Here is an 18,617-nt window from a genome sequence, read left to right as displayed (position 1 = left end):
GCACCCCACCCGCTCACGCCTCGTAGGGCTCGCCCACATCCCACGCCTGATACATCGCGTCCGCGAACGCCGCCGCGATCCTGTGCTCGCCGCTCGCGTTCGGGTGCGTGCCGTCGTAGGTGTCGAAGTTGATGTCGTACGACGGTGGCGGCGACGCCAGCAGCAGGGGTGAGCGGGGCTCGTCCAGGTCGGCCACCGCCTTGGCCAGCAGTTCGTTGAGGCGGGTGACCTGCGCGGCGAAGGAGGCGTCCGTGTCGGCGCGGACGTTCGGGATCACCGGGAGCACGACCATCCGCACCTTCGGGTTCGCCGCCCGCGCCGCCGCCACGAAGGCCCGGGCGTTCTCCGCCGTCTGGTCGGCGTTCGTGTAGAAGCCCAGGTCGATCAGGCCCAGGGAGACCAAGAGCACATCCGCCCGGCACGACCGAACCGCCTCGCCGATCAGCGGAGCCATGTGCAGCCAGCCCTCGCCCCAGCCGGCGAGATGGGCGCGGGGGAAGTCGGGGTCGGCGTACTCGTACGACGTGGGGGTGCCCATCGCCTGGTCGTACAGCGCCTCGCGCGGGCCGACCAGCTTGAACGGGCCGCCGTACGTCTCGCGCAGGTGCTGCCACAGCCGGTAACGCCATGTGTGTTCGCCCGCGCTTCCGATCGTCTGGGAGTCGCCGACGGGCATGAACCTGAGCATCCGCTCATGATGGACGATCAGCGGCGGCGGTGGGATGTGAAGCCCGACACGCTCCGTGAACGCGGGCTCGGGATGGCAGTCTTGGGGGCATGCGCCGATCGCTCGCGTTTCTTGCCGGGGTCCTCCTCGTGGGTGTGTTCGCCCTGCCCGCCTCCGCCGCCGACGGCGACGAGACCTTCTCCATCAGCGACCCCCGCATCACCGAGTCCAGCGGCCTCGCCGCCTCACGCCAGCACCCGGGCATCTACTGGACGCACAACGACCAGGACGACGGCGCCTACCTGTACGCCGTCGACAGCGGCACCGGCAAGACCGTCGCGCGGATCACGATGACCGGCGTGGGCACGCCGCGCGACGTCGAGGCCATCGCCATCGGGCCGGACAACCAGATCTGGGTCGGCGACATCGGCGACAACGACGGGGTCACCTGGCCTTATGTGTGGATCTATCAGCTGCCCGAGCCCAAGAACCTCACCGACCAGACCGTCCGGGCCACGCAGTACGTCGTGAAGTACTCGAACGGTTCGCGGGACGCGGAGTCGATGGTCGTCCACCCCAAGACCGGGCGCGTCTACATCATCGACAAGCAGGAGGACGGCGGGCATCTGTACGAGGGCCCGGCCAAGCTCTCCGCCTCCGGGAGCAACGTCTTCAAGCCCGCCGCCGCCGTCGACCTGTGGGCCACCGACGCCGCCTTCTCACCCGACGGCAAGCAGCTCGCCGTACGCGGATACTTCGGCGGGATCTCCTACGACTGGAACGACGGGAAGATCAAGCGGCAGGGGCGGATCAGCGTGCCGATCGGCCAGGGGGAGTCCGTCAGCTACAGCGTCGACGGAACGAAGCTGATGCTCGGGAGTGAGGGCGCGAACAGCGAGGTGGAGGCCAGGGACGCGCCCGACCGTGCCGACGAGTCCGAGTCGCCCTCCGGGAACGGCAGTTCGGCGGCGGGCGGGGACGGCGACGGTGACAGCGAAAGCTTGAAGATCGGCGCCATCGCCGTCGTCGCGACACTCGGCGTCGGCCTCTGGTTCAGGCGGCTGCTGCGGCGGTCGTAGGCCCGCCCGCCTCAGTCCTGCGGCTTCTCCGCCACCGGCCGCACCTCGTAGTGCAGCGTCCGCGTCCGCATCACCTTGTGGGTCAGCGGCACGAACACGCCTTGCAGGAAGGGGTACTTCTTCCGTAGCAGCCGGGCCGCGTGCTTGTCCTCGTCGCTGCCGTGGTCCAGGAGCCGGGCCCGTGCGTGGATCTCCGGACCGGTCGGGGCGCCCCGGACGGTGGAGGGGGCGATCTCCACCTCCGGGTTGTTGCGCAGGCGCTTCACCTTCCCGGCGACGCCCGGGGTGCGGAAGTACGCGTGGTCGCCCTCGACGGCGATGCTCACGGGGGTGCCGACTCCGGTGCCGTCCTTCTTGTGGCTGGTGAGGAGGACGGCCCACTGCTTGATGAAGCGGGTGAGTTCGGGGCTCGTACTCGGCGTATTCATGCCTTCCATAGAGGCACCGATGGCCTGCTTTGTCACCCTTCGCCGCGCCGGGCGACGAACACCTCCAGGCCGTCCAGGATCCGCTGCAGCCCGAACTCGAAGTGGTCGAAGTCGGGGCCGAAGGTGTCCTCGGAGAGGGAGGCCATCACCGGGTAGCGGCCCGACGCGAGGACCTTCTCCAGCGTCGGCACCTGGGCCTGCCAGAACTCCGCGTCCGTGAGGCCGGTCCGGCGCTCCGCCTCCTGCTGGTACAGCTGCGTGCGGGCGGCGCCGACGACGTACCCGTCGATCATGATGATCGCCGAGACCAGCTCGGGGTCGGTCAGCCCCATCGGCCGGATGAGCGTGAGCACCTTCTCCATGCCGTCGAGCGCGCTCGGGCCGAGGATCGGGCGGGTCTGGTTGACCTGGAGCAGCCAGGGGTGGCGCCGGTAGAGGTCGAGGGTGGCGCGGCCCAGGGCCTCAAGCGCCGAGCGCCAGCCGCCGTCGCCGAGGTCGGCCGGGTTCTCGGACGGCTTCTGGACCCGGTCCAGCATCAGGTCGAGCAACTCGCCCTTGCCGGGGACATAGCGGTAGAGGGACATGGTGCCGGTGCCGAGTTCGGCGGCGACACGGCGCATGGAGAGCGCCTCCAGGCCGTCGGCGTCCGCGATCCGGACGGCCGCCTCCACGATCTGGTCAACGCTCAGCCCCGGCTTCGGGCCGCGGCTGGGGCGTCGGCCGGTGTCCCACAGCAGTTCGAGCGTGCGCCCGATGTCGCCGCTGCCGCTGGTCTCCGTGGAGCCGGTACCGCCCTTGCCGCTCGTCATGCCGTTCAGCTTAGATCCTCGCGGAAAAATTGGGTACGGTGTACGCGCAATAGGGTACGGTGTACTCAGTTGAAGAGAAGGGGGATCTTATGAGTGACGGTTACGCGGTCCGGGCGGAGGGGCTGGAGAAGCGGTACGGCGAGAAACGCGCCCTCGACGGCTTCGACCTCACCGTGCGCGAGGGCACCGTGCACGGCCTGCTCGGGCCGAACGGCGCCGGCAAGACCACCGCCGTCCGCATCCTGTCCACGCTCGTACGGCTGGACGGCGGGCACGCGACGGTGGCCGGCCTGGACGTCGTACGACAGCCGCGCGACGTACGCGCGAGGATCGGGCTGACCGGGCAGTACGCCGCCGTGGACGAGGTGCTCACCGGGCGGCAGAACCTGGAGATGTTCGGCCGGCTGTTCCACCTCGGCGGAAAGCGGGCGCGGCTGCGGGCCGCCGAGCTGCTGGACCAGTTCGATCTCGCCGACGCCGCCGACAAGGGCGTAGGTGGTTACAGCGGTGGCATGCGGCGCCGCCTCGACCTCGCCGCGTCGATGATCCTCGCCCCGGCGGTCCTCTTCCTGGACGAGCCGACGACCGGCCTCGACCCCCGCAGCCGGGGTGAAGTCTGGGAATCCGTACGGGCGTTGGTGGCGAGCGGCACCACCGTGCTGTTGACCACGCAGTATCTGGAGGAGGCCGACAAGCTGGCCTCCCACATCACCGTCATCGACCAGGGCCGGTCCATCGCCGACGACTCCCCGGACGGCCTGAAGGACCGCGTCGGCGGCGACCGCATCGAGGTCGTCCTCAGCGAACGCGCCGACATCCCGCGCGCGGTGAAGGTCGTCGCCCGCGTCTCCGACGGCGAACCCGAGACCGACGAGACCGAACTGCGGGTGCACGCGCCGGTGACCGACCGGGTGTCGGCGCTCACCGACGTCGCCCGCACCCTCCAGGACGAGGGCGTGCCGGTCGAGGACATAGGGCTGCGCAGGCCCAGCCTGGACGACGTGTTCCTGCGGCTGACCGGACACCGTACGGAGAAGACCGAGAAGGAGGCCGCGAAGTGAGCGCTCTCGACCTGACCGGGCACCCCACCCGCAGCCGCACCTTCTGGGCGCTCGCCGACTGCTGGAACATCGTCCGCCGCGGCCTCACCCACTATCAGCGCCAGCCCGTCAACATCGCCTGGCAGCTGGGCTTCCCGATCCTGTCCGTCCTCCTCTACGGCTATGTCTTCGGCAGCGCCATGAAGGTGCCCGGCGGCGGGAACTACCAGGACTTCCTGATGCCGGGCATGTTCGTGATGACCATGGCCTTCGGCTTCATCAACACGGCCACGGTCGTGGTGTACGACTCCACCAAGGGCGTCATCGACCGGTTCCGCTCCATGCCGATGGCCTCGTCCGCGGTCGTCGCCGGACGTGGGGTGACCGACCTCGTCGTGGCCTGCGCGGAACTCGGCATCATGATGCTGACGGCGTTCGCGATGGGCTGGCGGCCGGACGGCGGCTTCGGATTCCTCGCGGCCTTCGGACTTCTCCTGTGGCTGCGGTTCGCGCTGATCTGGATCGGCGTGTGGCTGGGCCTGCTCGTACCCAACCCCGAGGCGGCGGGCGGACTGTTCGCGGTCGCCTTCCCGCTGACGATGATCTCCAGCATCTTCGTCGCCCCGCAGCTGATGCCGGACTGGCTCGGCTGGGTCGCGGCCTGGAACCCCATCTCCTCCACGGCGGCGGCCACCCGCGACCTCTTCGGCTCACCGGGCGCGACCGGCGACTCCTGGGTGGAGCAGCATGCGCTGCTGATGGCGGGAGTGTGGCCGGTGATCCTCACGCTGATCTTCTTGCCGCTGGCGGTGCGGCGGTTCCGGAAGCTCAGCCGCTGAAGTGGGCATCCCTCGTCCTCCGGCGGGAGACTGAAGGTGTCCGAACTTGGAGGAATCATGACAGCGGTGACGAAGGAAGGCACTGCGGTCGCCCTGGAGGGCGAGGGTGTGGAGCTGCGCAAGACCACGATCGGCGGAGAGATGAGCGTCGCGTTCGTCCGGCTGCCGAAGGGCACGGACATGGGGCCCGCCCTGAAGGGCCTGCCCGATGACATGTGCCAGTGCCCCCACTGGGGCTACCTGTTCTCGGGTCGTCTGCAGATGCGGACCCCCGAGGGCGAGGAGACCTATGAGCCGGGACAGGCGTTCTACTGGTCGCCCGGTCACGTTCCGCTGGCGCTGGAGGACTGCGAGTACATCGACTTCTCGCCGACGGCCGAGTTCGATCAGGTCATCGACCATGTGAGGTCCCAGATGGGCTGACGGCCGCGTATACGACGACGAGGGGCGCCCAGAGAGTTCTGGGCGCCCCTCGTCGTCGTATGCCTGCGATCAGAGCTTCTCGATCACGTAGTCGATGCACTTGGTCAGCGCCTCGATGTCGGCCGGGTCGATCGCCGGGAACATCGCGACGCGCAGCTGGTTGCGGCCGAGCTTGCGGTAGGGCTCGGTGTCGACGATGCCGTTGGCGCGCAGGACCTTGGCGACGGCGGCGGCGTCGATCTCGTCCGTGAAGTCGATCGTGCCGATGACCGCCGAGCGCTTGGCCGGGTCGGTGACGAACGGGTTGGCGTACTTGATGTCCTCGGCCCAGCCGTACAGCGTGCGGGCGGAGGTGGCGGTGCGGCGGACCGCCCAGTCCAGGCCGCCCTGGCCGTTGATCCACTCCAGCTGCTCGTTGAGGAGGAAGAGGGTGGCGAGGCCGGGGGTGTTGTACGTCTGGTTCTTGCGGGAGTTGTCGATCGCCGTGGGGAGCGAGAAGAACTCCGGGATGTGGCGGCCGGACGCGTGGATGCGCTCGGCGCGCTCGATCGCGGCGGGGGAGAAGACGCCGATCCACAGGCCGCCGTCGGAGGCGAAGGACTTCTGCGGGGCGAAGTAGTAGACGTCGGTCTCGGACACGTCCACCGGGAGACCGCCGGCGCCGGAAGTGGCGTCGACCAGGACGAGGGCGCCCTCGTCGGCACCGGCCACGCGCTTGATCGGCATGGCGACGCCGGTGGAGGTCTCGTTGTGGGTGAGGGCGTAGACGTCGACGCCCGACTGGGCGACCGGCTCGGGGTGCGTGCCCGGGTTGGTGGAGATGACGTCCGGCTCGGCGAGCCAGGGGGCGAGCTTCGCGGCCTTGGCGAACTTGGAGGAGAACTCGCCGAAGGTGAGGTGCTGGGACTTGTTCTCGATCAGGCCGTGGGTCGCGATGTCCCAGAACGCGGTCGAGCCGCCGTTGCCGAGGACGACCTCATAGCCCTCCGGCAGCTGGAACAGGTCGCGGACGCCCTCGCGAACCTTGCCGACCAGGTTTTTCACCGGGGCCTGGCGGTGGGAGGTGCCCATGAGAGAGGCGCCGGTTGCGGCCAGCGCGTCCAGCGCTTCCGTCCGCACCTTGGAGGGGCCCGCGCCGAAACGTCCGTCGGCGGGCTTGATGTCAGCGGGAATCTGGATCTCAGCCACGGAGTGAGGTTAGCCGGTGGGGGAAACCTGGGCGAAACCTCGTCCGTCGGGTGAGACGGCGTTTCGGTGACCGTCCCTGGGGGCTGCCGCCCCCAGACCCCCGCTTCGGCCTGAACGGCCTCGTCCTCAGACGCCGGACGGGCTGGAATGCCGGACGTCGGCTGGTTTGCTGGAGGTATGACGGATCTTGAGGGTGCGCTGCGTAACGTCGTCCGCGGTGATGTGGGCTTCGATGTCACCTCTCGGGCATTGACCACCATGGACGCCTCCAACTACCGCCGCGTCCCCCTGGGTGTGGTCGCGCCACATGACGCCGAGGACGTCGCCGCCGTGCTGGAGGTGTGCCGGGACCACATGGTGCCGGTGGTGGCCCGTGGTGGAGGTACCTCCATCGCCGGACAGGCCACCGGCACCGGCATCGTGCTGGACTTCACCCGTCACATGAACCGGCTCGTGTCCCTGGACCCCGAGACCCGCACCGCCGTCGTCCAGCCCGGCGTCGTCCTCGACCGCCTCCAGGACGCCGCCGCCCCGCACGGTCTGCGCTTCGGGCCCGACCCCTCCACCCACAGCCGGTGCACGCTCGGCGGGATGATCGGCAACAACTCCTGCGGCTCGCACTCGGTGGCGTGGGGGACCACGGCGGACAGCGTGCGGGAACTGTCCGTGCTCACCGCGCGCGGCGAGCGACTGCGGCTCGGGCAAGGCTGGTCCGGGGCGCCGGAGGGGCTACGGGCCCTGGCGGACGGCGAGTTGGCGCGGCTGCGGACCGGATTCCCGGACCTGCCCCGCCGTATCTCCGGATACGCGCTGGACGCGCTGCTGCCCGAGAAGGGCGCCGATGTCGCCCGTTCCTTCTGCGGCAGTGAGGGCACCTTGGGCGTCCTCACCGAGGCGGTCGTACGACTGGTGGAGGCGCCACGCGCGCGTGCGCTGGCCGTGCTGGCGTACGCCGACGAGAGCGCGGCGGCGGAGGCGGCGGCCGGGCTGCTGCCGTACGGGCCGCTCACGGTGGAGGGGATGGCGGCGGACCTGGTGCCGTCGGCGGCTGTGCTACCCCGGGGCGGGGCCTGGCTGTTCGTGGAGACGGGCGGGTCGGACGCGGCGGAGGCACGGGCGCGTGCGGAGGCGATCGTGCGGGCCGCCGATGTCGTGGACGCGCTGGTGATGACCGATCCGGCCGGGCAACGCGCGCTGTGGCGCATCCGGGAGGACGCGAGCGGTACGGCGACCCGGATGCCGGACGGCAGCGAGGCATGGCCCGGTTGGGAGGACTGCGCCGTGCCGCCCGAGCGACTGGGCGCGTATCTGCGGGACTTCAGGGGGCTGCTGAACGCTCACGGGCTGCGCGGGACGCCGTACGGGCACTTCGGGGACGGCTGCATCCACGTCCGGATCGACTTCGACCTCCTCTCCGACGCGGGGATCGGCCGCTTCCGGCGCTTCTCGGAGGAGCTGGCCGAGGTCGTCGTGGCGCACGGCGGCTCGCTGTCGGGGGAGCACGGGGACGGGCAGGCGCGGGCGGAGCTGCTGCCGAGGATGTACGGGGAGGAGATGGTGGGTCTCTTCGAGCGGGCGAAGGGGGTCTGGGACCCGGACGACCTGCTCAACCCGGGAATGCTGGTCCGGCCGGCGGCACTGGACGCCAACCTCCGCTTCTCCGTCCTGCCGCGCAAGCCGGTGGACGTCGTGTTCGGCTACCCGTCGGACGGCGGTGACTTCTCGGCGGCGGTACGGCGGTGCGTCGGGGTCGCCAAATGCCGTACGACGTCGGCGTCCGGGCCTTCCGTCATGTGCCCGTCCTTCCGCGCGACCGGCGAGGAACAGCACTCCACGCGCGGGCGTGCCCGGCTGCTGCACGAGATGCTGGCGGGTGAGCTGGTGACCGACGGCTGGCGCTCGAAGGAGGTCCGGGACGCGCTGGATCTGTGCCTGTCCTGCAAGGGGTGCCGGTCGGACTGCCCGGTCGAGGTGGACATGGCCACGTACAAGGCGGAGTTCCTGCACCACCACTACGCCGGGCGGCGCCGCCCGGCCGCGCACTACAGCATGGGGTGGCTGCCGGTGTGGCTGCGGGCGGTGGCGCGTACGCGCACGGCACGGCTGGTCAACGCCCTCGCTTCGGTACGGCCGTTGGCCCGGGTCGCGAAACGGCTGGGCGGGATCGCGCCCGAACGGGAGATTCCGCGGGTGGCGACGGAGACGTTCAGCCGGTGGTGGGGGCGGCGGGTTGAGGAACGCGCCGGACGGATCCTGAGGCCCGTACGGGAAGGGGACGCCTCCTTCGGCGACGGCCTCCACACGGTCGCCCTGCTCTGGCCGGACACCTTCACCGAGCATCTGTCGCCGACGGTGGGGCAGGCGGCCGTACGGGTCCTGGAGGCGGCGGGGATCTCGGCGGTGCTGCCCCCGACGAGGGCGATGGCGGGGCGCCGGGGGCGGGTCTGCTGCGGGCTGACGTATGTGTCGACGGGCCAACTCGACCGGGCCCGGCGGGTGTTGGGCCGTACGCTCGACCTCCTGGAGCCGTTGCTGGATCGGCCGGTACCGGTCATCGTCCTGGAACCCAGCTGCGCGGCAGCCCTGCGCTCCGACGCCCCGGAACTCCTCCCCGACGACCCCCGCGCCCGCCGCCTCGCCGACCGCGTCCTGACCTTCGCGGAGGCGCTGGAGCAACTGGCGCCCGACTGGACACCGCCCCGCGTGGACCGTCCGGTGGTCGGACAGACCCACTGCCATCAGCACGCGGTGCTGGGTGACGCGGCCGATCGGCGCTTGCGTCAATCGGCTGGCCTGGATGGTGAGTTGAGCGGAGGCTGCTGCGGTCTCGCGGGCAACTTCGGCTTCGAGAAAGGGCACTTCGGGGTGTCGGTGGCGTGTGCGGAGGAGCAGTTGGTGCCGGCGGTGCGGGAGGCGGGCGAGGGGGCGGTGGTGCTGGCGGACGGGTTCTCCTGCCGGACGCAGTTGGGCGAGGTGGCGGGGGTGCGGGGGAGGCATGTGGCGCAGGTGTTGGCGGAGGGGCTGGGCGGGGGAGGGAGTTGACGGAGCGGTGAGGCGCTACGCGCCGGGTGAACACCCCGTCCCGGGCCTGTCCCAGCCCGGATGCTGGCCCCATGCCCCAGCTGACCCGCGTAGCCGTCCTCTCCGACGTCCACGGCGTGCTCCCCGCCCTCGAAGCGGTCCTGGCCGAGCCGGAGATCGCCGCCGCCGACCGCATCGTGCTGACCGGCGACATCGCGGCGGGACCGCAACCTGTCGAGGTCCTCGACCTGCTGCGCAAACAGGGCGACCGTGTGCTGTGGCTGGCGGGCAACGCCGACCGCGAACTCGTCGAGTACCGGCGTGGTGAGCGGGACTCGATACCCGACCCGATCGCGCCCTTCGCAGCCGACCAGCTCAGGCCGGACCAGGTCGACTTCCTTGCCGGCCTCCCCAAGACCCTGACCCTCGACATCCACGGCCTCGGCAAGGTCCTCTTCTGCCACGCCACCCCGCGTGACGACGCAGAGGTAGTCCTCGTCGACTCCCGCCCCGCCCGCTGGGCGGAGGTCTTCGCGGACCTCGACGACACCATCCGCACGGTGGTCTGCGGCCACACCCACATGCCGTACGTCCGCCTCGCCCACGGCCGACTCGTGGTCAACCCCGGCAGCGTCGGCATGCCGTACGGCCGCCCGGGCGCGCACTGGTGCCTGCTCGGCCCCGGCGTCGACCTGCGCGTCACGCCCTACGACATCCAGGCGGCAACCGCCCGTCTCACCGCCGAATCCGCCTACGCCGACATCGCGGAATGGGCCGACTACTTCCTCAACGCCAGAGCGACGGACACGGAGGTGCTGGAGCTCTTCGGGCCGCGGGACGGCAGAAAGGCGTCGTAGCCATGAAAGACAGTGGCATAACGAGTTCACACGCCTGACGAAGTCCACTACCCTGGACCGAGCAGTGCAGCATGATGAACACAGTGATGGACCAACCCCGAGCTGATTCTGGAAGGCCCCGTGAGCACCCCCAGCGCCGCCGCCCCCTCCGACCCGACCTCGGTTGCCGCTCCCGTGACGGGTCATGGGCCGGCTCCAGCGGGTGCCCCGCGCCGCTGGGGCTCCCTGGGCTCCATCGGCCTGGTGCTGTCCGCGGGCATCTCCGTGCAGTTCGGCGGCGCCCTCGCGGCGAGCCTGATGCCGCGGGCCGGGGCGTCCGGGGTGGTGACCCTGCGGCTGGTGGCCGCCGCGCTGGTCCTGCTCGTCGTCTGCCGGCCGCGGCTGCGCGGGTACACGCGTGCGGACTGGGGCACGGTCGTCGTCTTCGGCATCACGATGGCCGGGATGAACGGGCTCTTCTACCAGTCCATCGACCGCATCCCCCTGGGCCCGGCGGTAGCCCTGGAAGTCCTGGGCCCCCTGGCGCTCTCGGTCGCCGCCTCCCGCCGGGCGGTCAACCTCGTCTGGGCGGCTCTCGCCCTCGCCGGTGTCTTCCTCCTCAGCGGCGGAGGCTTCGGCGGCCTCGACCCCGTCGGCGTCGTGTTCGCCCTGGGCGCCGGCGCCATGTGGGCGGCGTACATCGTCTTCAGCGCCCGTACGGGGCGCCGCTTCCCGCAGGCCGACGGGCTCGCCCTCGCCATGGTGGTCGCGGCGCTGGTGTTCCTCCCACTGGGCATCGCCGAATCCGGCGCGAAGCTCCTCGACCCCACGACCATCGCCCTCGGCTCGGCGGTGGCGGTCCTCTCCTCCGTCCTCCCCTACACCCTCGAACTCGTCGCCCTGCGCCGTCTCCCCGCCTCCACCTTCGCGATCATGATGAGCCTGGAACCGGCCATCGCCGCGACCGCCGGCTTCCTCGTCCTGAACCAGGCCCTGACCGCCACGGAGTCGGCGGCGATCGCGCTGGTGATCGCGGCGAGCATGGGGGCGGTACGGACTCAGGTGGGGCGGGGGAAGGCGAAGGGTCTGGAGGACGGTTCCTGACGGTTGCTACCGGCAGACGCCGATTCGGTCGGTGGACGCGATCACGACGTCCTCGATGTCGACGTACGCGAACGGTCGGCGATCCCCGTACGACCGTTCGCGGATGCCGAGGCGCCGCGGCTCCGAGGACGAAGGGCCCTCGTGCGGGGAACAGAGGGTCTCCGGATCCAGGTAGCTGTCCGAGACCACCTGCCGGATCGCCTGGTCGGCCCACGCGCTCCCCGTCGCGTTCCGGTAGACCTTCGCGCCCTTCTTGACGTGCGGTACGGGCGGGCAAGGGCTGAAACGGACGGCGGGTGGGATGAGCAGGTCCTGCTCGTCGACGTAGGCATGGGGTGAGTCGCCGTCGTACAGGACGAAGCCGTAGCGCTTCGGTCCGGGAGGCGAAGAATTGGCCTTGGCGACGCACAAATGGTCCGGCGATACGTCGCCGCCCGGGGAGAACAGGTCGTCCGGCGAATCGGCTGGTCTGTCGCCGGCGGGTCCCTGGTGGAACGTCGCGTCCTCGGCGATGCGGACGACGACGGGGCACGGCTTCAGCCTGGCCGAGGGCGGGATCGTCAGGTCGCCTTCGTCGACGTAGACGATGCCCCTCCGCGCGTACGGGTCGAGGAGCCCATAGCGCCGGGAGCCGGAGGCGGGCGCGGCGGACACCTCCCGGCACACACTGTCCACGATCAACTTAGCGCCCGAATAGACTCGTTCAGTCTTCGTATCGGCCCGTTCGCCACCGGCGCCCTGGATGTAGAGCCTCGCCTCCGGAGCGATCCGGACGACGGCGGGGCACGATTCGAAATGCACGCGCTCAGGAATCACCAGGTCCTGTACGTCGATGTACACCAGCGGCCAATCGGTGGAGCCGGACAGGAAGCCATAGCGGGCCGCCGGCGAGGAGAGGCCCTCGCCCTCCGGGACGCACACGGAGTAGTAGGCCACGACCTGGCCCGAGTACTCCCGCTCGGACTCCCTGCCGACCCGTGCCCCGCCGGTGGGCTCCTGGTAGACCTTCGCGTTCTTCTCGACGCGCACGATGGGATACCTGTAGGCGGGATCGGGCTCGGGATCGAAGGCACGGGACAGCCATCCACCCCCGGACCAGGAGACGAGCCACACCAGTACGGCCGCGACGGCGGCGGCGTAGAGGGCGAGCCACCTCGGGCTGAGGGGGTCCTGGCCCATCGCCCTGACGAGGCTGCGGAAGAGACTCTGGCTCGGTACCCGCGTTCCGCTCATCGCCTGCGAGACGGCCCCGCGCGTGGCGTGTGCCCGGCGTGCGATCTGGTCGGAGGTCAGGCCGCTGTCCCGGGCGCCCTGGCGCAGCGACTCGGCGAGTTCCCGCCGGGCTTCGGGAAGACCGTTCTTGACGGGTCTGTTGAACCTCATGACGCGTCCCCGTCGAAGCCCTCACGGTCGTCCGGCCTGGCTCCGACACCACTGCCCGGAGTCCACAGGTCCCGTGCGATCAACACGATCGCCGCGGCGATACCGACCGCCGCCTGCGGCGCGCACCCGGCGGCGATCAGCAGGAGGACGACCACGGCGACTAAGAGGATCAGCCCGACGAGTTGCCGGAAGGCCGATGTGCTCACGTTGACTCCTGTGCGACTGCTCAGATGGCCGATGAGCGCACTGGGCGGTTGTCGCCGCCGGCCCGGGCGCTCGTGGTCATCTTGAGGTCAGGCGGGAGCGCCGTGCCAGGCATACCGAGAGCCTGTAAACATCTGGCCCGGCGCCTCTCGCGCTGCGGCCCGGCCTCGTTCCGACCGGGCCGCAGCGGCCCCGCGTCGGCGATCAGCGGATCTGTCCGACTCCGAAGAGCAAAACCGCAGGTGACCGAAGCCCGGCGGGGACACATCGGGGACACATCTGCCGATCACCCCGTCACCTGCCCGCTGCCCGAGAGCCTCGGCGGAAATATTCATGCAAGCACGCTTGCTTGTTTCTGGTCGCGCTGCCATCCTCGCCCCATGGCCGACCCCACGCCCGTCATCGACGATCTGTGCGCCGAGAGCTACGAACTCGACTTGCTCGTGGCCGAGTTGAGCCCCGAGCAGTGGGAGCTCGCGACCCCCGCCCCCGGCTGGACCGTCGCTCACCAGATCGCCCACCTCGCCTGGACCGACCACTCCGCCCTGCTGGCGGTGACCGATCAGGACGCCTTCTCCCGCGAGGTCGAGAAGGCGCTGGCCGCGCCCGGCGACTTCGTGGACAACGGGGCGGAGGCGGGCGCCGGGAAGCCCCCCGCGCGGCTGCTCGCGTACTGGCGCGCGGGACGTGAGGACCTGGCCGACGCCCTGCGGACCGCCCCCGAAGGCGCCCGCTTCCCCTGGTACGGCCCGCCCATGTCCACCGCCTCCATGGCCACCGCCCGCCTCATGGAGACCTGGGCCCACGGCCTCGACGTGGCGGACGCACTCGGCGTGACCCGCACCCCCACCGACCGGCTGAGCCACATCGCCCGTCTCGGCGTCCGGACCCGCGACTACTCCTTCGGCGTGCACGGACTGACCCCGCCCTTCGAGGAGTTCCGCATCGAACTCACCGCCCCTTCGGGTGAGTTGTGGGTCTACGGCCCCGAGAACGCCACCGACCGCGTCACCGGCCCCGCCCTCGACTTCTGCCTCCTGGTCACCCAGCGAGCCCACCGCACCGACCTGGCCCTACGCACCGAAGGCACCGACGCCGACCGCTGGCTCGACATCGCCCAGGCCTTCGCGGGCCCACCGGGAGGCGGACGCCCGCCGAAGGGGAACGCGGGGTGAGCACTCTGCGTATCGGCAACGCCTCCGGCTTCTACGGCGACCGCTTCGACGCCCTGCGCGAGATGCTCACCGGCGGCGAACTCGACGTCCTCACCGGCGACTACCTCGCCGAACTCACCATGCTCATCCTGGGAAGGGACCGGCTGAAGGACCCGACCGCCGGTTACGCCCGCACCTTCCTCCGCCAGCTGGAGGAGTGCCTCGGCCTCGCCCACGAGCGCGGCGTCAGGATCGTCACCAACGCGGGAGGGCTCAACCCCGCCGGACTCGCCGACGCCGTACGGAAGTTGGCCGACCGGCTCGGCATCCCCGTCCGCGTCGCGCACGTCGAGGGCGACGACCTCACCGCCCACCACCCCGGCAGCCTCGCCGCCCACGCCTACCTCGGCGGCTTCGGCATCGCCGCCTGTCTGCGGGAAGGCGCCGACATCGTGGTGACCGGGCGGGTGACGGACGCGGCCCTGGTCATGGGACCCGCCGCCGCCCACTTCGGCTGGCAGCCGGGGGAGTACGACCGGCTCGCGGGCGCCGTCGTCGCCGGGCACGTACTGGAGTGCGGGACGCAGGCGACCGGCGGGAACTACTCGTTCTTCCAGGAGGGGGACGTCCGACGCCCCGGCTTCCCGCTCGCCGAGCTCCACGAGGACGGCGCGGCGGTCATCACCAAGCACCCCGGCACCGGCGGCTTCGTCGACGTCGGCACGGTGACCGCGCAGCTCCTGTACGAGACGGGCGGCGCCCGGTACGCCGGGCCCGACGTCACCGCCCGCCTCGACACGGTCCGCCTCACCCAGGACGGCCCCGACCGCGTCCGCATCGACGGCGTCCACGGCGAACCCCCGCCCCCCACCCTCAAGGTCGGCCTCAACCGTCTCGGCGGCTTCCGCAACGAGGTCGCCTTCGTCCTGACCGGGCTCGACATCGAGGCCAAGTCCGCGCTGGTGAAGGCGCAGTTGGAGGCCGCTCTCGGCAAGGTGAGCGAGGTGCGCTGGGACCTCGTCCGCACCGACCACCCCGACGCCCGCACCGAGGAGACCGCGAGTGCGCTGCTGCGGCTCGTCGTACGGGACCCGGACCAGGAGGCCGTGGGACGGGTGCTCAGCGGGGCCGCCATCGAGCTCGCGCTCGCGAGCTACCCCGGCTTCCATGTGCTCGCCCCACCTGGAAAGGGCGCGCCTTATGGGGTCTTCGAGGATGTGTACGTCCCCCATGGCGCCGTCCCCCATGTGGCGGTCCTCCATGACGGACGGCGGGTTCCTGTGGCACCGGCCCAGGACACCGTCGTACTCGAAGAAGTGCCGGAGCCACCGCTGCCCGAGCCCCTCCCTCCGGGGCCCATGCGCCGTGCTCCTCTCGGCCTCGTCGCCGGCGCCCGCAGCGGCGACAAGGGCGGGAACGCCAACGTGGGTGTCTGGGCCCGGACCGACGAGGCCTGGCGCTGGCTCGCGCACACGCTGACCGTCGACCGATTCCGCGAACTCCTCCCGGAGACCGCCGACCTGACCGTCACCCGGCACCCGCTCCTCAACCTCCGCGCCCTCAACTTCGTCGTCGAGGGCATCCTCGGCGAAGGCGTCGCCGCCCAGCACCGTTTCGATCCGCAGGCCAAAGCCCTCGGCGAATGGCTGCGCTCCCGCCACCTGGACATCCCGGAGGCCCTCCTGTGACGGTTCTCAGCACGGCCCTCGACCCTGACGGCGCGGACTTCCGGGCGAACCGCGAGGCCATGCTCGGCAAGCTCGCCGACCTGGACGCCGAGCACGCGAAGGCGCTCGCCGGGGGCGGCCCGAAGTACGTCGAGCGGCATCGCAAACGCGGGAAACTCCTCGCCCGCGAGCGCATCGAGCTGCTCCTCGACCCCGACACCCCCTTCCTGGAGCTGTCGCCGCTGGCCGCCTGGGGCAGTGACTACACGGTCGGCGCCTCCCTCGTCACCGGCATCGGGGTCGTCGAGGGCGTGGAGTGCCTGATCACCGCCAACGACCCCACCGTGCGCGGGGGCGCCAGCAACCCCTGGAGCCTGAAGAAGGCCCTGCGGGCGAACGACATCGCGCTCGCCAACCGGCTGCCGTGCGTCAACCTGGTCGAGTCCGGCGGCGCCGATCTCCCGTCCCAGAAGGAGATCTTCATTCCGGGCGGCGCCATCTTCCGCGACCTCACCCGGCTGTCCGCCGCCGGAATCCCGACGCTCGCCGTCGTCTTCGGGAACTCGACCGCGGGCGGCGCGTACATCCCCGGCATGTCCGACCACGTGATCATGGTCAAGGAGCGCGCCAAGGTGTTCCTCGGCGGGCCGCCGCTGGTGAAGATGGCCACCGGCGAGGTCAGCGACGACGAGTCCCTGGGCGGCGCCGAGATGCACGCGCGCGTGTCGGGCCTCGCGGACTACTTCGCCGTGGACGAGCAGGACGCGCTCCGGCAGGCGCGGCGCGTCGTCGCCCGGCTCAACCACCGCAAGGCGTACGACGATCCGGCCCTCGCCGAGCCGCCCAAGTACGACGCGGACGAGCTGCTGGGGATCGTCCCCGGCGACCTGCGCACCCCCTTCGACCCGCGCGAGGTGATCGCCCGGATCGTCGACGCCTCCGACTTCGACGAGTTCAAGCCGCTGTACGGGACCAGCCTGGTCACCGGGTGGGCGACGCTCCACGGCTATCCCATTGGGGTGCTGGCCAACGCCCAAGGGGTCCTCTTCAGCGAGGAGTCCCAGAAAGCCGCCCAGTTCATCCAGCTCGCCAACCAGCGCGACATCCCGCTTCTCTTCCTGCACAACACCACCGGCTACATGGTCGGCAAGGAGTACGAGCAGGGCGGCATCATCAAGCACGGCGCGATGATGATCAACGCGGTCAGCAACTCGACGGTGCCGCATCTGTCCGTGCTCATGGGAGCCTCGTACGGCGCCGGGCACTACGGCATGTGCGGCCGCGCCTACGACCCCCGCTTCCTCTTCGCCTGGCCCAGCGCCAAGTCCGCCGTCATGGGCCCGCAGCAGCTCGCCGGCGTGCTGTCGATCGTCGCCCGCCAGTCGGCCGCCGCGAAGGGACAGCCGTACGACGAAGAGGGCGACGCGGCGCTGCGGGCGATGGTGGAGCAGCAGATCGAGTCCGAGTCCCTGCCCATGTTCCTGTCCGGGCGGCTGTACGACGACGGCGTCATCGACCCGCGCGACACCCGCACCGTCCTCGGCCTGTGCCTGTCGGCCGTCCACACCGCCCCCTACGAGGGCGCGCGCGGTGGCTTCGGCGTCTTCCGGATGTGACGGATATGAGGGATCACATGATGGGGACCGTGCTCGTCGCCAACCGGGGCGAGATCGCCTGCCGGGTCTTCCGCACCTGCCGTGAGTTGGGAATCCGGACCGTCGCCGTGCACTCGGACGCCGACGAAAGCGCCCTCCACGCGCGCGTGGCCGACACGGCGGTACGACTGCCGGGGGCGGCGTCCTCCGACACGTATCTGCGCGGCGACCTGATCGTGAAGGCGGCACTCGCGGCCGGGGCGGACGCCGTGCACCCCGGCTACGGCTTCCTCTCCGAGAACCCCGGCTTCGCCCGCGCGGTCATCGACGCGGGCCTCACCTGGATCGGCCCGCCCCCGGAAGCGATCGAGGCGATGGCGTCCAAGACGCGCGCCAAGGAGCTCATGGGCATCGAGCCCCTGCACGAGGTCACCGAGGCGGACCTGCCGGTGCTGGTGAAGGCGGCGGCGGGCGGCGGCGGCCGCGGGATGCGTGTGGTCCGCCGCATCGAGGACCTGCCCGCGCAGCTGGCGGGCGCCCGCGCCGAGGCCCACAGCGCCTTCGGCGACGGCGAAGTCTTCATCGAGCCCTACGTGGAGGACGGCCGGCACGTCGAGGTGCAGATCCTCGCCGACACGCACGGCACCGTGTGGGCGCTCGGCACCCGCGACTGCTCCCTGCAACGGCGCCACCAGAAGGTCGTCGAGGAGGCCCCGGCACCGGGTTTGAAACCCGAACTGACCAATTCCTTGTACGAGATGGCCGTACGGGCCGCCCGAGCCGTCGACTACGTGGGCGCCGGCACCGTCGAGTTCCTCGTCGCCGGCGACACACCGCACTTCCTGGAGATGAACACCCGCCTCCAGGTCGAACACCCCGTCACGGAAGCCGTGTACGGCATCGACCTCGTCGCCCTCCAACTCCGCGTCGCCGAAGGCCACGCCCTCGACATCGACCCCCCACGCGCGCGTGGCCACGCCGTCGAGGCCCGCCTCTACGCCGAGGACCCGGCCCGCGACTGGGCCCCGCAGACCGGCACCCTGCACCGCCTCGCCGTGCCCGACGGCATCCGCCTGGACACCGGCTACACCGACGGCGACACCATCGGCGTCCACTACGACCCCATGCTCGCCAAGGCCGTCGCCCACGCCCCCACGCGCGCGGAGGCCATCCGCAAACT

The 18,617-nt window shown here is 70.9% G+C and carries 17 protein-coding genes; 11 read left to right on the top strand and 6 right to left on the bottom strand.

The window, feature by feature from the left end:
* Positions 1-13 precede the first annotated feature (13 nt).
* The gene (locus ACTWQO_RS02015) at positions 14-688 is read right to left on the bottom strand and encodes a GDSL-type esterase/lipase family protein (RefSeq protein ID WP_443235442.1); all 675 of its coding nucleotides are present in this window, start codon (positions 686-688) and stop codon (positions 14-16) included.
* 89 nt (positions 689-777) lie between these two features.
* On the opposite strand from ACTWQO_RS02015, the gene ACTWQO_RS02010 reads away from it, so the two are divergent.
* Positions 778-1,746, top strand: a complete 969-nt coding sequence (locus ACTWQO_RS02010) for a WD40 repeat domain-containing protein (protein ID WP_443235441.1) — start codon at positions 778-780, stop codon at positions 1,744-1,746.
* 11 nt (positions 1,747-1,757) lie between these two features.
* Here the strand turns inward: ACTWQO_RS02010 and ACTWQO_RS02005 are convergent, their stop codons facing one another.
* Together ACTWQO_RS02005 and ACTWQO_RS02000 are read right to left on the bottom strand one after the other, a co-directional pair.
* On the bottom strand, positions 1,758-2,174 hold the full coding sequence (locus ACTWQO_RS02005) for a PPOX class F420-dependent oxidoreductase (RefSeq protein WP_443235440.1): 417 nt from the start codon (positions 2,172-2,174) through the stop codon (positions 1,758-1,760).
* Between the two features lie 32 nt (positions 2,175-2,206).
* Positions 2,207-2,983 (bottom strand): TetR/AcrR family transcriptional regulator, encoded by a 777-nt coding sequence (locus ACTWQO_RS02000; protein ID WP_443235439.1) that lies wholly within the window; start codon positions 2,981-2,983, stop codon positions 2,207-2,209.
* A gap of 89 nt (positions 2,984-3,072) precedes the next feature.
* On the opposite strand from ACTWQO_RS02000, the gene ACTWQO_RS01995 reads away from it, so the two are divergent.
* The 3 genes from ACTWQO_RS01995 to ACTWQO_RS01985 are packed head-to-tail and all read left to right on the top strand — an operon-like array spanning position 3,073 to position 5,285.
* Positions 3,073-4,044 carry an ATP-binding cassette domain-containing protein gene (locus ACTWQO_RS01995; RefSeq protein WP_443235438.1) on the top strand — a complete coding sequence of 324 codons (972 nt, stop codon included), beginning with the start codon at positions 3,073-3,075 and terminating at the stop codon, positions 4,042-4,044.
* A complete protein-coding gene (locus ACTWQO_RS01990; protein ID WP_443235437.1) occupies positions 4,041-4,862 on the top strand; it encodes an ABC transporter permease in 822 nt (273 codons plus the stop codon). Before ACTWQO_RS01995 ends, ACTWQO_RS01990 begins: the two co-directional genes overlap by 4 nt.
* Before the next feature lie 57 nt (positions 4,863-4,919).
* Positions 4,920-5,285: a hypothetical protein gene (locus tag ACTWQO_RS01985; protein WP_443235436.1), complete on the top strand. Its 366-nt coding sequence runs from the start codon at positions 4,920-4,922 to the stop codon at positions 5,283-5,285.
* A gap of 69 nt (positions 5,286-5,354) precedes the next feature.
* Here ACTWQO_RS01985 and serC read toward each other — a convergent pair whose 3' ends face one another.
* Positions 5,355-6,473, bottom strand: a complete 1,119-nt coding sequence (serC, locus tag ACTWQO_RS01980) for a phosphoserine transaminase (protein ID WP_443235435.1) — start codon at positions 6,471-6,473, stop codon at positions 5,355-5,357.
* Between the two features lie 177 nt (positions 6,474-6,650).
* Here serC and ACTWQO_RS01975 point away from each other — a divergent pair, with 177 nt between their 5' ends.
* The 3 genes from ACTWQO_RS01975 (at position 6,651) to ACTWQO_RS01965 (ending at position 11,434) form a co-directional block, all read left to right on the top strand.
* Positions 6,651-9,515, top strand: a complete 2,865-nt coding sequence (locus ACTWQO_RS01975; RefSeq protein WP_443235434.1) for an FAD-binding and (Fe-S)-binding domain-containing protein — start codon at positions 6,651-6,653, stop codon at positions 9,513-9,515.
* Between the two features lie 71 nt (positions 9,516-9,586).
* Positions 9,587-10,351, top strand: coding sequence for a metallophosphoesterase family protein (locus tag ACTWQO_RS01970; protein WP_443235433.1), 765 nt, complete (start codon positions 9,587-9,589; stop codon positions 10,349-10,351).
* Between the two features lie 120 nt (positions 10,352-10,471).
* The gene (locus tag ACTWQO_RS01965) at positions 10,472-11,434 is read left to right on the top strand and encodes an EamA family transporter (protein ID WP_443235432.1); all 963 of its coding nucleotides are present in this window, start codon (positions 10,472-10,474) and stop codon (positions 11,432-11,434) included.
* Positions 11,435-11,440: 6 nt separating this feature from the next.
* On the opposite strand, the gene ACTWQO_RS01960 is transcribed toward ACTWQO_RS01965, so the two are convergent.
* Complete coding sequence (locus ACTWQO_RS01960; RefSeq protein ID WP_443235431.1) at positions 11,441-12,817, bottom strand: helix-turn-helix domain-containing protein; 1,377 nt, start codon at positions 12,815-12,817, stop codon at positions 11,441-11,443.
* The gene (locus ACTWQO_RS01955; RefSeq protein ID WP_443235430.1) at positions 12,814-13,023 is read right to left on the bottom strand and encodes a hypothetical protein; all 210 of its coding nucleotides are present in this window, start codon (positions 13,021-13,023) and stop codon (positions 12,814-12,816) included. Before ACTWQO_RS01955 ends, ACTWQO_RS01960 begins: the two co-directional genes overlap by 4 nt.
* 378 nt (positions 13,024-13,401) lie before the next feature.
* Between ACTWQO_RS01955 and ACTWQO_RS01950 the strand changes: the two genes are divergently transcribed.
* The 4 genes from ACTWQO_RS01950 to ACTWQO_RS01935 form a co-directional block, all read left to right on the top strand.
* Positions 13,402-14,196, top strand: coding sequence for a TIGR03084 family metal-binding protein (locus tag ACTWQO_RS01950; protein ID WP_443235429.1), 795 nt, complete (start codon positions 13,402-13,404; stop codon positions 14,194-14,196).
* Entirely contained in the window at positions 14,193-15,863 is a 1,671-nt protein-coding gene (locus ACTWQO_RS01945; RefSeq protein ID WP_443235428.1) for an acyclic terpene utilization AtuA family protein, read from the top strand. Before ACTWQO_RS01950 ends, ACTWQO_RS01945 begins: the two co-directional genes overlap by 4 nt.
* Positions 15,860-17,458 carry an acyl-CoA carboxylase subunit beta gene (locus tag ACTWQO_RS01940; RefSeq protein WP_443235427.1) on the top strand — a complete coding sequence of 533 codons (1,599 nt, stop codon included), beginning with the start codon at positions 15,860-15,862 and terminating at the stop codon, positions 17,456-17,458. Before ACTWQO_RS01945 ends, ACTWQO_RS01940 begins: the two co-directional genes overlap by 4 nt.
* A 17-nt stretch (positions 17,459-17,475) precedes the next feature.
* Positions 17,476-18,617: acetyl-CoA carboxylase biotin carboxylase subunit (locus tag ACTWQO_RS01935; RefSeq protein ID WP_443235426.1), on the top strand; the 1,142-nt coding region annotated here is incomplete at its 3' end.

The sequence above is a fragment of the Streptomyces sp. 4N124 genome, from assembly GCF_052245395.1.
In the GTDB taxonomy this organism is placed as follows: domain Bacteria; phylum Actinomycetota; class Actinomycetes; order Streptomycetales; family Streptomycetaceae; genus Streptomyces.
The sequence above is the reverse complement of the archived record's forward strand: the minus strand, read 5'-3'. Positions and strand labels throughout refer to the sequence as shown.